Annotated in this window: 13 protein-coding genes and 1 tRNA gene; 8 read left to right on the forward strand and 6 right to left on the reverse strand. The window is 71.2% G+C overall.

What is annotated here, in order from left to right:
* The first annotated feature begins 126 nt into the window (after positions 1-126).
* From ACYVDO_RS15250 to ACYVDO_RS15270, 5 genes are all read left to right on the forward strand, one after another.
* Positions 127-2,025: a potassium transporter Kup gene (locus ACYVDO_RS15250; RefSeq protein WP_460937399.1), complete on the forward strand. Its 1,899-nt coding sequence runs from the start codon at positions 127-129 to the stop codon at positions 2,023-2,025.
* A gap of 280 nt (positions 2,026-2,305) precedes the next feature.
* On the forward strand, positions 2,306-3,046 hold the full coding sequence (locus ACYVDO_RS15255; RefSeq protein ID WP_460937401.1) for an amino acid ABC transporter ATP-binding protein: 741 nt from the start codon (positions 2,306-2,308) through the stop codon (positions 3,044-3,046).
* Positions 3,047-3,153: 107 nt separating this feature from the next.
* The gene (locus ACYVDO_RS15260; protein WP_460937403.1) at positions 3,154-3,999 is read left to right on the forward strand and encodes a glutamate ABC transporter substrate-binding protein; all 846 of its coding nucleotides are present in this window, start codon (positions 3,154-3,156) and stop codon (positions 3,997-3,999) included.
* Between the two features lie 119 nt (positions 4,000-4,118).
* Complete coding sequence (locus tag ACYVDO_RS15265; protein ID WP_460937405.1) at positions 4,119-4,784, forward strand: amino acid ABC transporter permease; 666 nt, start codon at positions 4,119-4,121, stop codon at positions 4,782-4,784.
* A complete protein-coding gene (locus ACYVDO_RS15270) occupies positions 4,781-5,671 on the forward strand; it encodes an amino acid ABC transporter permease (RefSeq protein WP_460937407.1) in 891 nt (296 codons plus the stop codon). The genes ACYVDO_RS15265 and ACYVDO_RS15270 overlap by 4 nt, the downstream gene beginning before the upstream one ends.
* A 100-nt stretch (positions 5,672-5,771) precedes the next feature.
* Here ACYVDO_RS15270 and ACYVDO_RS15275 read toward each other — a convergent pair whose 3' ends face one another.
* The 6 genes from ACYVDO_RS15275 to dnaG form a co-directional block, all read right to left on the reverse strand.
* A complete protein-coding gene (locus ACYVDO_RS15275) occupies positions 5,772-6,494 on the reverse strand; it encodes a hypothetical protein (protein ID WP_460937409.1) in 723 nt (240 codons plus the stop codon).
* Positions 6,495-6,544: 50 nt separating this feature from the next.
* Positions 6,545-7,168: an RNA polymerase sigma factor gene (locus ACYVDO_RS15280; RefSeq protein ID WP_460937411.1), complete on the reverse strand. Its 624-nt coding sequence runs from the start codon at positions 7,166-7,168 to the stop codon at positions 6,545-6,547.
* Positions 7,155-7,721: a hypothetical protein gene (locus ACYVDO_RS15285; protein ID WP_460937413.1), complete on the reverse strand. Its 567-nt coding sequence runs from the start codon at positions 7,719-7,721 to the stop codon at positions 7,155-7,157. Before ACYVDO_RS15285 ends, ACYVDO_RS15280 begins: the two co-directional genes overlap by 14 nt.
* A 130-nt stretch (positions 7,722-7,851) precedes the next feature.
* Positions 7,852-7,924 (reverse strand) — tRNA-Asn (locus ACYVDO_RS15290).
* Between the two features lie 96 nt (positions 7,925-8,020).
* Positions 8,021-8,596, reverse strand: coding sequence for a hypothetical protein (locus ACYVDO_RS15295; RefSeq protein ID WP_460937415.1), 576 nt, complete (start codon positions 8,594-8,596; stop codon positions 8,021-8,023).
* Positions 8,596-10,533 (reverse strand): DNA primase, encoded by a 1,938-nt coding sequence (dnaG, locus tag ACYVDO_RS15300; RefSeq protein ID WP_460937417.1) that lies wholly within the window; start codon positions 10,531-10,533, stop codon positions 8,596-8,598. The genes ACYVDO_RS15295 and dnaG overlap by 1 nt, the downstream gene beginning before the upstream one ends.
* 155 nt (positions 10,534-10,688) lie before the next feature.
* On the opposite strand from dnaG, the gene ACYVDO_RS15305 reads away from it, so the two are divergent.
* Genes ACYVDO_RS15305 through ACYVDO_RS15315 form a run of 3 tightly spaced genes read left to right on the forward strand, consistent with a single transcriptional unit; the run spans position 10,689 to position 14,308 of the window.
* A complete protein-coding gene (locus tag ACYVDO_RS15305) occupies positions 10,689-11,720 on the forward strand; it encodes an iron ABC transporter substrate-binding protein (RefSeq protein ID WP_460937419.1) in 1,032 nt (343 codons plus the stop codon).
* Complete coding sequence (locus ACYVDO_RS15310; RefSeq protein ID WP_460937421.1) at positions 11,721-13,277, forward strand: ABC transporter permease; 1,557 nt, start codon at positions 11,721-11,723, stop codon at positions 13,275-13,277.
* Positions 13,274-14,308 (forward strand): ABC transporter ATP-binding protein, encoded by a 1,035-nt coding sequence (locus tag ACYVDO_RS15315; RefSeq protein WP_460937423.1) that lies wholly within the window; start codon positions 13,274-13,276, stop codon positions 14,306-14,308. The genes ACYVDO_RS15310 and ACYVDO_RS15315 overlap by 4 nt, the downstream gene beginning before the upstream one ends.
* Positions 14,309-14,312: the final 4 nt, after the last annotated feature.

Raw genomic sequence — 14,312 nt, forward strand, 5'->3', positions numbered from 1 at the left:
GGGACCCGTCAGGTCTACCCCTGGACCACCCGCGCGTCATCGGCCACAAGGGTGACCCATGGCGTACGACCATCCACCGGACCTGCAGGTGGGGACGGGCCGACACCGTGGGAGGATCCTCGTTCTGTGACCCACGAACCGGCCCACCCGTCACGGCGCGGAACGGGCCTGGCCCTGGCCGCCCTGGGCGTCGTCTTCGGCGACATCGGCACCAGCCCCCTGTACGCCCTGCAGACGGTCTTCTCGATCGACCACAACATGGTGAAGACGTCGCCTGGTGACGTCTACGGCGTCATCTCCCTCGTCTTCTGGGCGATCACCCTCGTCGTGTCGGTCAAGTACGTGTACTTCATCCTGCGGGCCGACAACGACGGTGAGGGCGGCGTCATGGCCCTCGCCGCGCTGGCCCGGCGTTCGGTCCGGCCCGGCGGCCGGCGCTTCGCCCTGGTGATGCTGCTCGGCGTGCTCGGCGCGTCCCTCTTCTACGGCGACAGCGTCATCACGCCCGCCATCTCGGTGATGTCGGCGATCGAGGGCCTCGCCGTGACGACCCCGCAGCTCGGCCACCTCGTCGTGCCCATCGGGGCTGTCGTGCTGGCAGTCCTGTTCGGGGTGCAGCGATACGGCACCGCGCTGGTGGGCCGCTTCTTCGGCCCGGTGATGGTGACATGGTTCCTCGTGCTGGGTGTCCTCGGCGGTGCCCAGGTGGTCCGCGACCCTGCGATCCTCACCGGGCTGTCGCCGCACCACGCCGTCCTCTTCGTCGTCGAGCACCCCTTCATCGCCTTCGTCGCCATGGGCGCCGTCGTGCTGTCCATCACCGGGGCCGAGGCGTTGTATGCCGACATGGGCCACTTCGGGCGCGGCCCGATCAGCCGGGCCTGGTTCGCAGTCGTCTTCCCCGCCCTGACCCTGAACTACCTCGGCCAGGGCGCCATGATCCTCGAGAAGCCGGCCACCGCGGCGAACCCGTTCTTCAACCTGGCCCCCGTCGTGCTGGGTCTGCCCCTCGTCGTCCTCGCCACCGCCGCGACGGTGATCGCGTCACAGGCGGTCATCTCCGGGGCCTTCTCCGTCTCGCGGCAGGCGGAGCGGCTCGGGTACCTGCCGAGGCTGACCGTGCGCCACACCTCCACCCGCGAGCACGGCCAGATCTACGTGCCCGCAGTGAACTGGACGCTCTTCGTCGGCGTGATGCTCCTGCTGGTCGTCTTCCAGTCCTCCCAGCGCCTGGCGACCGCCTACGGCCTCGCGGTCACCGGCACGTTCCTGATCACCACGACGCTCTTCCTCATCCTGGCCGAGTCGGCCTGGGGCTGGGGCCGTGGACGCCTGGCCCTGCTCGCGGTGCCCCTCCTCGCCCTGGAGGTCACCTTCTTCGCCGCGAACCTCACCAAGGTGCTGCACGGCGGCTGGCTGCCCCTGCTCATCGCCGTGCTCGTGGGGACGGTGATGCTGACGTGGCAGCGGGGCCGGACGCTCGTGACCGACCGCCGCTCGACCATGGAGGGTCCGCTGGAGCCGTTCATCGACTGGCTCCAGGAGGACTCGGTGGGCACGGTGCCCGGGACGGCCGTCTTCCTGCACCCTGACAAGACCACGACGCCCCTTGCCCTGCGCGAGAACGCGATGTTCAACCACGTCATCCACGAGACGGTCCTCATCGTGAGCACGACCGCGGAGAACGTCCCCGTGGTCGCCGACGTCGACCGTGTCGAGGTGGACGACCTCGGGGACCCGTACGACGCCATCACCCACCTGACCCTGCGCTTCGGCTTCCAGGAGGACCAGGACGTGCCCCGCGCCCTGCGCCTGGCCCGCGACCTGGGCCTCGTGGACGTCGAGCCGGACGAGGCGTACTACTTCCTGTCCCGCATCGCCCTGCAACGCGGTCCGGACCGGGAGATGCCGACCTGGCGCAAGCGGCTCTTCCTCGGGCTGGCCCACAACGCGGCGTCCCCCGTCGAGTACTTCCGCCTCCCGCCCGACCGGACGGTCGCCATGGGGGCCACCGTGGAGCTGTGAAGGTGGGGCTCGTAGCAGTGCCCCCGCTGTGGGAACTGGGCGGGGGCACTGCGCGACCCGAGGGTCGCACCGCCGGGAGTCCTCGAGAGAGCGCCTGGCGCGGCAGCGGGCCGATGACGGGGGTGCACGCCCGACAACCTCTTCGAGGCTACTCCTGCGGCCCCGCGCCATGGCGATCAGGACGAAACCTTTACCTCCATGTGTCCAACTCCTCCGGTTCGTCCCACTTATCGTGACCCGCCGAGCGACGAATCGCCCCGCAACGGGTAGGTTGCCCCGCATGACGGAGCCACTCGTCGTCCTCGAAGGCGTCAACAAGCACTTCGGCGACCTCCACGTCCTGCAGGACATCAACCTGTCCATCGGCAAGGGCGAGGTCGTCGTCGTCATCGGCCCCTCCGGCTCGGGGAAGTCCACCCTGTGCCGCACCATCAACCGGCTCGAGACCTTCGAGACCGGCTCGATCACCATCGACGGCAAGCCGCTGCCCGAGGAGGGCAAGGAGCTCGCCCAGCTGCGGGCCGACGTGGGCATGGTGTTCCAGTCGTTCAACCTGTTCGCCCACAAGACCATCCTCGAGAACGTCACGCTCGGCCCGACCAAGGTGCGCAAGACGCCGAAGAAGGACGCCGACAAGCGGGCCCTGGAGCTCCTCGAGCGGGTCGGCGTCGCCCACCAGGCGCAGAAGTACCCCGCCCAGCTCTCCGGTGGCCAGCAGCAGCGCGTCGCCATCGCTCGCTCGCTCGCCATGGACCCCAAGGTGATGCTGTTCGACGAGCCCACCTCGGCGCTGGACCCCGAGATGATCAACGAGGTCCTCGACGTCATGGTCGGGCTCGCCAAGGACGGCATGACGATGGTCGTCGTGACCCACGAGATGGGTTTCGCCCGCAAGGCCGCGAACCGGGTCGTCTTCATGGCGGACGGCCAGATCGTCGAGGAGGCCGCGCCAGAGACGTTCTTCACGGCACCGACCTCGGACCGCGCCAAGGACTTCCTCGGCAAGATCCTCACCCACTGACCTGTCACGACCGCGGCCCCACCCGTCCCGCGGGCGTGGCACCACGCGTCGCGGCCCACCCAGGGCCGGCTCGGCACCCATTCCGCACCACCCACAGGAGGAAACACATGAAGGTTCGCCAGATCGGCGCGGTCGCCGCCGCATCGGTGCTCGCGCTCGCGCTGGCCGCTTGCGGTGACAGCGCCAAGGACTCGGGCAGCGGTGGGGGCGGTGGTGGCGGCGGTGCGTTCAAGATCGGCATCAAGTTCGACCAGCCCGGCCTCGGCCTGAAGCAGGGCTCCGAGTACAAGGGCCTCGACGTCGACGTCGCAAAGTACGTCGCGAAGGAGCTCGGCCACTCCGAGAACGACATCCAGTGGGTCCAGGCCCCCTCGGCCCAGCGCGAGACGCTCATCTCGACCGGTCAGGTCAACATGATCGTCGCGACCTACTCGATCACCGACGCCCGCAAGGAGAAGGTCTCCTTCGCCGGCCCGTACTTCATCGCCGGCCAGGACCTGCTCGTGCGCGCCGACGACTCCTCGATCACCGGCCCGGAGACGCTGACCGGCAAGAAGCTCTGCTCGGTCACCGGCTCGACCTCGGCGCAGAAGGTCAAGGACAAGTACCCGGGAGTGCAGCTGCAGGAGTTCGGCACGTACTCCGAGTGCGTGGCGGCCCTCGTCTCCAAGGGTGTCGACGCCCTCACCACCGACAACACGATCCTCGCCGGCTATGCCGCCCAGGACCAGTACAAGGGCAAGCTCAAGGTGGTCGGCAAGACCTTCTCCGAGGAGCGCTACGGCATCGGCATCAAGAAGGGCGACACCGCCACCTGCGAGAAGATCAACACCGCCCTGAAGAAGATGATCGACTCCGGCGACTGGCAGAAGGCCGTCGACGACAACCTGGGCCCGGCCGGGTTCAAGGTCGACAAGGCGCTCAACCCGCCGAAGCAGGACACCTGCTCCTGACGGTTGGCTGACGCTCCGGTATGCCGGGTGCCCACCCGGGCACCCGGCATACCGGAGCCGTTGGACCAGTCGTCAAACACCTTGCGCCGCAAGGCCATTCGCAACGGAAGGCTGTCTGCATGGGTAACGTCCTGAGCAACTACGACGTCCTCGGTGCGTTCTGGGTCACGATCCTGCTCTCGGTCTTCGGGACCATCGGATCACTGCTCCTGGGCACGATCGTCGCCGTCCTGCGCCTGTCCCCCGTGCGCATCTTCCAGTGGATGGGGACGTGGTACGTCAACACGTTCCGCAACACGCCGCTGACGCTGCTGATGGTCGCCAGCGTCCTCGGCATCACCTACATCCTCGGCATCAACCTCGACCCGAGCAGCATCAAGGGGAACGCCTTCCGCTGGGCGGTCGTGATGCTGTCGGTCTACCACGGAGCGTTCATCTGCGAGGCGCTGCGCTCCGGGGTCAACACCGTCCCCGCGGGGCAGGCCGAGGCGGCGCGGTCGATCGGCCTGACCTTCGGCCAGAGCATGCGCTACGTCCTGCTGCCACAGGCCTACCGCGGCGCGGTCGCCCCGATCGGCTCGACCGTCATCGCGCTCATCAAGAACACCACCGTCGCAGTCGTCATCGGCGTCGCGGAGGCGGCCAACCTGATGTCCGTGGTCATCGAGAACGAAGGCAGCAGCATCGGCGTCTTCCTCGTCTTCGCGATCGGCTTCGTGATCATCACGCTCCCGCTCGGGCTGTTGTTCACGAGCCTCTCGCGCCGACTGGCGGTGAAGCGATGAGCTCCCAGCCGGTCCTCTTCGACACGCCGGGGCCACGGGCGCGGCGTCGCCACGCGGCGCTGGCGGCCGTCGGGGTGGTCGTCGCCCTGGCGATCGTCTACTTCGTGCTGCGCAAGATGCAGGCCGCCAACCAGCTGCAGGGCTTCATGTGGAAGCCGTTCTTCACCGACCGGGCGGTGTGGCGCGACTACTTGCTCCCCGGCCTGTGGGGCACCATCAAGGCCGCCCTCCTCTCGATCGTCTTCGCCGCCGTCTTCGGCCTCGTGTTCGGCGTCGGCCGACTGTCCGGCATCGCAGCCGTGCGGTGGGTCAGCAGTGTCGTCGTCGAGTTCTTCCGGGCCGTGCCGGTCCTGATCATGATGATCTTCGCCTTCGGGCTGTACACCCAGAACTCGGTCTTCGCCGACACGCTGAACCCGCTCGCCGCGGTCGTCACCGCGCTGACGCTCTACAACGGGTCGGTCATCGCCGAGCTCGTGCGCTCCGGTGTCCACGCCCTGCCCCGGGGCCAGGGCGAGGCGGGCCTGTCGGTCGGCCTCACGCCGGGCCAGGTGTTGCGCTCGATCCAGCTGCCCCAGGCCCTGACGGCCATGCTGCCCGCGCTGATCGGGCAGTTCGTGACCATCCTCAAGGACACGGCCCTGGGCTACCAGGTGCTCTACAGCTCCGAGCTGCTGAGCCAGTCCAAGACCCTCGGCTCGAACTTCGCCAACACCGTGCCTGCCTACATCGTTGCGGCGATCCTGTTCATCACCATGAACTACCTGCTGTCCCGACTGGCCGTCTACGTCGAGAGGCGGCTCTCGCGCCGTGGCCGCACCACGCTGCACGCGACGGGGCAGGCCGAGCCCGAGCCGGACGTGGCCGTCGCCGCACCCACCCGCTGAGGCGGGGCTCCGCGTAGGCGGACTCCGCACCGTCACGGCGGGATCCCGGGAGGCAGGGGACTTCCCGGGATCCCGCCCTGACGGCGGCGCGCTCAGCGCCTCAGCGGTCGGCGCCGTCCCCGGTCGAGCCCCTGCCCGACCCGTCGTGGCCGTCGTCGGAGCCGGTGGCGCCCCCGTCGTCGTACCCGTCCGTCGTCGCGTCCCCGGCCCCGGCGCTCGAGCCGGTCTGCGTGCCGTTGTCGTCGTCCCGGCCTTCGCCGGTGGCCGTCCCCGTCGCCGGACGCGGGGCCCGCGGCTCCTCGGCCTCACCGCCCCTGTCCGTGACCGCCGAGCCGTCGCCGTCCTCGCCTCCCGGCCGCTCGGCGTCGTCGCCCCCGGTGCCGGTCGGACGAGCCGGGGCGACCGACTGCCGCACCGGCTGCGTTCCCACGTCGCCGGTCGGGTCGTCGCCGGCCGGCACGGGCACGGTCGCGGTGGTCGGGGTGGGCAGGACAGCCGACGGTGTGGTCCCGGCACCCGGCCGCCGGTCCTCCGGGTGTGGTATGCCGGGGAGCCAGCCCGCGGTGAGCCGGGCCACTGCACGCTGGGCCGGCGCGGGGAGCTGGTCGGCGGCAGCGGCAGCCCAGCCCGTCCCCACCAGGGTCGCGATACCCAGGGCCGTCGCGCCCGCAACGGTGCGAGGGGCGATGCGCCGGACGCGGGCCGGCGCGGGGGTGCCCAGGACCGCCGCCAAGCGGGCGTTCGGTGCGGGCGCGTGATCCTGACCGAGCTCCTGGACACGCAGGAGGAACTCCTCGAGCGCGGTGTCGTCCGTCGGCTCCACGGGGTCCTCCTCCCTGGGTCGTGTCTCGTCTGCGTCATCGTCGGACCGGGTCATCCGGTTACCCCCTCGTCCCCCACGACGTCGCGCAGGGCCAGCAGCGCGCGCCGGTACAGCTGCTTGACGGCGCCCTCGGAGCGACCCATCACGGTGGCCGTCGCGGCGACACCGAGGTCGGCGACGACCCGGAGCAGGACGACGTCCCGGTAGTCGTCGGGCAGCCCGGCCAGGACGGCCTCGACCCCTGCCCCGCCCTCGCGCCACAGGGCGACCGCTTCAGCCGAGGGCGCCACCCGCTCGTCGCGGGTGGGCTCGTACGGCACCGACGGCGCCCGCCTGGCGGCCCGACGGAGCTGGTCCACGAGGCGCGCGTGCGCCACCGAGAACACCAGGGTCCGCAGGCCCGCGGCCCCACCCACGACGCTGTCCAGCCGGGTGAAGACCGCGAGGAAGACCTCGCTGGTCGCGTCCTCGGGCTCCGGGGCACCGTGGCCCCTGAGGTAGCCGAGCACCGCCGGCGCGAGGTCGTCGTAGATCCGTCGCAGGGCTGCCTGGTCGCCTCGGCTCGCAGCCTCGAGGTCCGCGTCGGCCGAGCTCTGCCGGGCGTCCGCGGACACGCGCAGGCGGTGGGCCGCCTCGCGACCCACCGCCGTGCTCGACCCGCTAGCTGCCGTCACCGCCGTCGGACTGACCGTCGCCCCCGTCCTGGTGGTCGCCCTCCTGGTGGTCGCCCTCCTGGTGGTCGCCTGACGTCGACTGGTCGCCGGACTGGTCCTCGCCCTGGTGGTCGGACGACTGGTCCTCGCCGGACTGGTCCTCACCCTGGTCGTCCGATGCCTCGGTGGACCGCGTCGGCTCGGGCGTGTGGGTCCGGGTCGGCTCCGGGCTCTCGGTCGGCTCGGGCGCCTGCGTCTCCGTGGGTTCCGGGCTCTCGGTCTCGGTCGGCTCGGGCGCCTGCGTCTCCGTGGGCTCCGGGCTCTCGGTCTCGGTCGGCTCGGGCGCCTGCGTCTCCGTGGGCTCCGGAGTCTCGGTCTCGGTCGGCTCGGGCGCCTGCGTGGTCGTCGAACTGGCCGGCGTCAGGGTGACCGGCTGGTGCGAGTGGTGCGACGGTGAGGCCGTCGCTGCACTCGCGGCTCCTCCGGCGATCGCTGCGGCGGCGAGGGCGGAGACGGCCCAGAGTCCGCGGCGGGCGTTCCTGCGCTGGAGGGTTCGAGTCGTGCCTGAGGTCATGGCTGGCCTTTCCCGTGCGATGGCGTCCGTTTCGGACCGTTCACGACCAGTCATCGTCGGCGCACGGCCCGAGGTTACGCGGTCCGGACACAAAAAAGAGGACCCACGCGACGGTGGGTCCTCTGGTGCGCTCCCCCGGTTGGACTCGAACCAACAACCCTTCGATTAACAGTCGAATGCTCTGCCAATTGAGCTACGGGGGAATGGCTTCGGCGGGTACCCGCCGTCGGCGCTGCGCAACCATAGCAAAGGTTGCGGGCGGTTCTGAAAACGGCCTCCGGGCCCGTCCGGAGGCCGGCTCACTCGAGGCCGACCTGCTCACGAAGGTACGAGATGGCCTGCTCGGCGGCCTGCGACACCTCGGTGTCGGTGGCCGGGGTTCCCTTGCCGAGCAATACCTGCTCCACCAGTGCCCCGCTGCCCAGGTCCTGGCGGATCACCGCCCGCGCCGTGCGCCGCCGGCCGAGGTCGACCCGGTGGCTCACCACGACGCTCGCCTGCACCCGCTCACGGACCGTCTCGGGCACTAGGGAGGTGACGCCGAGCGTCCACTGGCTGGGGCGCGCGCCGTCGACCCATGTCACGGTCAGCTGCCCGAGGTCGGAGGACCACGTCCCCGCGTCCACCTCGTGCCAGGGGCGGCGCACGACCCCCACCGCACCCGCGCCGAGGTCTGCGCCCGTGGCGCCACCGCCGGCGATGGGGCCGAGCGCGGCGGCCGCCGGCACGGCATACAGGCGGTGGTTGGTGGCGACTACGGTGGTGCCCGTGGCCTCCTCGAGCCCCCAGCTCAGCACGCGCTCGCCGTCGGAGAGCTCGAGGGCGGACCGGACCCCGGCGGCCAGCCGCGGACGGCGGCGCAGCGACAGCGCCATCACGACGCCTTGTCGCGCAGCTGTGCGAGCTCGCGCTGCAGGTCCTGCAGCGCGGAGCTGAGGGCACGGGCCCGCGCGGGGTCGCTGTGCTGGTCGGCGGCCATGCGGCGCATGGCCGACATGGCGTCGGCGATCTTGCGGGTCAGGGTGACCTCCTGGATACGGATCAACAGCGCTCTCATCGATGACGTACGGGGGCGGCCCGTGGCCTTGTCGTACACAACGCGAAGCTCCGCAACCGCCAGTTCGGCCACCAAGCCTCGCACCGCCAAAGTCGCGGCGTCGGCCACCCGATCAGCCCACGCCTGGCTGCTCAACCCTGGCTGCGGTCCTCCAGCAGTGCGTATGCCGTCGAAGACGGCGCGGTGCGCCGGTGCCGAGAAAGCACTGGGAGGGAGCGAGTCGATGTCTTCCGTGGTGAAGAAGTCCGGAAACTGAAGCAGGGCCTGCAGCAGCTCGCGTTCGTTAACGACGACCGGGTCGCGCAGGTCCGGGGGCGGCAGGGCCGCCCGAGCCTCCTGCTCCGACGGCTCGGGGACGGCCTCGGCGTCGGGGAGGGCTGCGCCGGGGCCGGACTCCTTCTGCGCCTCGCGAGCGGCCATCCGGCCGGCCCGGGCGACCTCGGCCTGGACCTGCTCCACCTCCACGCCGATCCACCCCGCCACGGTGCGGACGTACTCGGGACGCATCGAGCTGTCCCGGATCGAGTTCACGATCGGGGCGGCGGCGCGCATCGCCTGCACCCGGCCCTCGGCGGTCGACATGTCGAAGCGGTTGATGGTGGTGCGCACGGCGAACTCGAACATCGGCACGGCGTCGTCGACGAGGTGGCGGACGGCGTCGTCGCCCTGGGCGATCCGCAGCTCGCACGGGTCCATACCGCCCTCGGCCACCGCGACGAACGACTGGGAGGCCCACCGCTGGTCCTCGGTGAACGCCTTCATCGCCGCCTTCTGCCCCGCGGCGTCGCCGTCGAAGGTGAAGACGACCCGGGCCGGTGCGAGGTCGGCCTCGTCGCGCATGATCCGGCGCAGCACCTTGATGTGGTCGACGCCGAAGGCGGTGCCGCACGAGGCCACCGCCCCCTCGATCCCGGCGAGGTGGCAGGCCATGACGTCCGTGTACCCCTCCACCACGATGGCCTTGCGCTCGGCGGCGATGGCCTTCTTGGCCAGGTCGAGGCCGTAGAGCACCGTGGACTTCTTGTAGATCGGTGTCTCGGAGGTGTTGAGGTACTTGGCCGCGATGCGGTCGTCGTCGTACAGCCGCCGCGCGCCGAACCCCACCGTGTCGCCCGTGATGTCGCGGATCGGCCACACGAGGCGCCCGCGGAACCGGTCGTACACGCCTCGGCTCCCCCGGCCGGACAGCCCGCCGAGGACGAGCTCCTCCTCGCTGAAGCCCTTGCCGCGCAGGTACCTGCTCAGCTCTTCGCCGCCGCGCGGCGCGAAGCCGACCCCGAACCGGCGGGCAGCGTCGCCGCCGAAGCCGCGCTCGCGCAGGAAGTCCCGGCCGATGCGCGCCTCCTGCGACTCCAGCAGCCGCTCGAGGTAGAACTCCTGGGCCGCGCGGTGGGCCTCGACGAGCCGGGACCGCCGGCCCAGGGTCTCGCCGTCGCGGGGGCGCCCGCCCTCCTCGTAGTGCAGCTCGAGCCCCAGCTTCGCCGCGAGCCGCTCGATCGCCTCGGTGAAGGTGAGGTGCTCGACCTTCTGGACGAACGAGATGACGTCCCCGCCCTCTCCGCAGCCGAAGCAGTGCCAGGCACCGACGGCCGGGCGGATGTTGAACGACGGCGTCTTCTCGTCGTGGAACGGGCACAGCCCCTTCATCGAGCCCGGCCCGGCGGGGCGCAGGGTGACGTGCTCGCGCACGACGTCCTCGATCGACGAGCGCTCCTTCACGAGCGCGATGTCGTCGGTCTTGATCCGACCCGCCACTGGCCCTCCTGTTCGCCGCCGAGTCTAGGTGGTGCCCCGCGCCGGGTGGTGACCAGTTCCACACCCTCGCCCGCCTCCTCCGGTTCGGAGCCGACCCGGGCCGGAGGTAAGGTAAGCCTTGCCTTTGCAATCGATCCTGAGTCTGGAGAACCCGCGTGCTTCGTCGCCGCACCGTCCTGGTCGCCCTGGCCTCCTCCGCCGCCCTCGCCCTCACGGCGTGTGGCAGCGGGAGCCTCGAGGCCAAGGGTTCGCTCGACCCGGACAAGCTCACCATCTACAGCGCCCAGCACGAGAACCTCACCCAGGCGTGGGCGAAGAAGTTCCAGGAGAAGACCGGCATCAAGGTCCAGATCCGGTACGGCTCGGACTCCTCGATGGGCGCCCAGATCGTGCAGGAGGGGCCCAAGAGCCCGGCGGACGTGTTCCTCACCGAGAACTCCCCCGCGATGACGACCGTCCAGCGGGCCGGGCTCCTGGCCAAGGTCGACCCGGCGACGATCGCCCAGGTGGGCGCGGCATACCACCCCAGCAGCAACGACTGGGTGGGCATCGCGGCGCGCTCGACGGTCCTCGTCTACAACCCCAGCAAGATCAGCGAGTCGCAGCTGCCGAAGTCGATCATGGACCTGGCCGACCCGGCCTGGAAGGGCAAGTGGGGCGTGGCGGCCGGCGGCGCCGACTTCCAGGCCATCGTCAGCGCGATCCTCGCGACCCAGGGCGAGGAGAAGACCTCGGCCTGGCTCACGGGCCTCAAGGACGGCGCGCAGATCTACCAGAACAACATCGCCGTGATGAAGGCCGTCAACTCCGGTCAGGTGCCGGTCGGGATCATGTACCACTACTACTGGTACCGCGACCAGGCGCTCACCAAGGCCGGCAGCAAGAACACCAAGCTGCTCTACTTCCGCCACCAGGACCCGGGCGCCTTCGTCAGCATCTCCGGCGGTGGCGTGCTCAAGTCGAGCAGGCACGCGGCCAACGCCCAGAAGTTCCTCGCCTTCGTCACCTCGAAGGAGGGCCAGCAGCTGCTCGCCACCAGTGACGCCAAGGAGTACGCCGTCGGCAACGGCGTCGCTTCCGACAAGGCACTCGAGCCCCTCGACACCCTCGAGGCGCCCAAGGTCGACCCCTACACGCTCAACGGCCCGAAGGTCATCGAGCTCATGACCAAGGCCGGCATCCTCTAGGTGGCCCGCTCATCCAAGCCCGTCGCGGGCCCCACCCCCGCAGCAGTCGTCGTGGCCGCCCTGGCCGTGGCGGCGCTGTGCGTCGTGCCGCTCGTCGTGGTCGTCGTGAAGGCGTTCGACGTGGGGCCGGCTGCGGCCTGGGACCTGCTCTGGCGCCCCCGCGTCGGGGAGCTGCTCCGCAACACCGCCGGCCTGGTCGCCTGCACGGTGACCCTGACCACCGTCCTCGGGATCGCCACGGCCTGGCTCGTGGAGCGGACCTCGCTCCCGGGAGCGCGCTACTGGCGCGTCCTCATGGTGGCGCCGCTCGCGGTCCCCGCCTTCGTCAACTCGTATGCGTGGGTCACGGTCCGCCCCGACCTCCAGGGCCTCAGCGGTGCGGTCCTCGTCACGACGCTGTCCTACTTCCCCTTCGTCTTCCTGCCCGTGGCGGCCGTGCTGCGCGGCCTCGACCAGTCCCTCGAGGACTCGGCCCGTGCGCTCGGCCTGGGGCCGTGGCGGGCGTTCTTCCGCGCAGTCCTGCCGCAGCTGCGTCCCGCGGCCCTCGGCGGCATGCTGCTCGTCTCCCTGCACCTGTTGTCGGAGTTCGGCGTCCTGGCCATGCTGCGGTTCCCGACGTTCACCACCGCGATCCTGGAGCAGTTCCAGGTCGCGTTCTCCAACTCGGCGGGGAGCCTGCTGGCGCTGGTGCTCATCGGCCTGTGCCTGGCCCTGCTCACCGCCGAACAGCTGCTGCGCGGCACGACCCGCTACTCGCGGCTCGGACGCGGCACGATCCGTCGTGCGCTCCCCGCCCGGCTCGGACGCTGGACCGCACCCGCCCTGGCGGGGATGGCCCTGCTCGCGGTGCTGGCCGTCGGCGTCCCGCTGGGGAGTCTCGTCTACTGGTTCCGCGCCGGATCGGGGGGCCTCTCGGAGAGCACCTTCGACCCGGCCGAGCTCGTGTCGACACTGTGGGGCACGCTGCGCCTCGCCGTGCTCGCCGGTCTCGTCTCCGTCGTCGCCGCGTTCCCCGTGGCGTGGCTCATCGCCCGTCGCCGGACCTGGCTGTCGGTGCTCGTGGAGCGGGCGACCTACGTCGCGTCGTCGCTGCCGGGCGTCGTCATCGCCCTGGCCCTGGTGACCCTCGCGGTCCGGTACGCGCGGCCGGTCTACCAGACAGCGGCGGTGCTCGTCGCGGCCTACGTCGTGCTGTTCATCCCGCGGGCGATGGTGAGCATCCGCGCCTCGCTCGCCCAGGCGCCCGAAGAGCTGACAGACGCGGCTCGCGCGCTCGGCGACCGCCCGATGCGGGCGTTCCTGCGGGTGACGCTGCCGCTGACCGCGCCGGGCGTCCTGGCGGGGTTCGCGATGGTCTTCATCGCCACGTCGACCGAGCTGACCGCGACCCTGCTGCTCGCGCCGACGGGCACCCAGACACTGGCGACGGCGTTCTGGAGCGCGAGTGAGAGCATCGACTACGCAGGTGCCGCACCGTATGCCGCGGCGCTGGTGCTCGTGTCCGCCCCCCTGACCTACCTGTTGCTGCGACGACCAGACGAGGAGCCCGCGCTGTGACCACGCTGCGCATCGAGGGGGTGGCCGCGTCCTACGACGGCCGCCCCGTGCTGCACGGTCTCGACCTGCAGGTCCCGTCCGGGACGACCACGGCCATCCTCGGTCCCTCGGGCTGCGGGAAGACCACACTGCTGCGCGTCATCGCCGGCTTCCAGCCCGCCGACGAGGGCACCGTCACCCTCGGCGACACCGTGGTCGTCGGGCCGGGCCGCTGGGTCTCGCCCGAGCGCCGTGGCATCGGGTACGTCGCCCAGGAGGGCAACCTCTTCCCCCACCTCACCGTCGGGCAGAACGTGTCCTACGGCCTGCCGCGGGCGGCCCGGCGCGCCGGTGAGCGCGTCACCGAGCTGCTCGAGCTCGTCGGCCTCTCCCCCGACCTGGCAGCTCGTCGTCCGGACCAGCTGTCCGGCGGCCAGCAGCAGCGCGTCGCCCTGGCCCGCGCCCTGGCGCGCAAGCCCACGCTGGTGCTCCTCGACGAGCCGTTCTCCTCACTCGACGCGGGGCTGCGCGCGACGACGCGCGAGGCCGTGTCGGACGCGCTCGCCCACGAGGGGGTCACCGTCGTCCTCGTGACCCACGACCAGGCCGAGGCCCTGTCCTTCGCCGACCAGGTCGCGATCATGCACGAGGGCCGGTTCTCCCAGGTCGGCACGCCGTCGCAGGTCTACGCCACCCCGACCGACCGGCACGCCGCCGCGTTCCTGGGCGACGCGGTGTTCCTGCGCGGCCGCGCCGACGGCACGTCGGTGGTGACGGCGCTCGGGACGCTGCCCGTCCACCAGCCGGCACCGGCCGGCACCGTCGACGTCCTGCTGCGCCCCGAGCAGATCCAGCTGCACGCCATGGCTCCCGGAACCCCCTGCGCCGAGGTGGTCTCGACGACGTACTTCGGCCACGACGCGCTCGTCGCGCTGCGGCTGCAGGCGGACCGCACGGTGGTCACGGCGCGGGTGAACGGCCACGAGGTCCCGCCGGCCGGGTCGATCGTCGGCCTGTCCGTCGTCGGGCAGGCCCGCGCCTTCGCCGGCTGACTCC

The sequence above is a fragment of the Phycicoccus ginsengisoli genome (genome assembly GCF_054779295.1).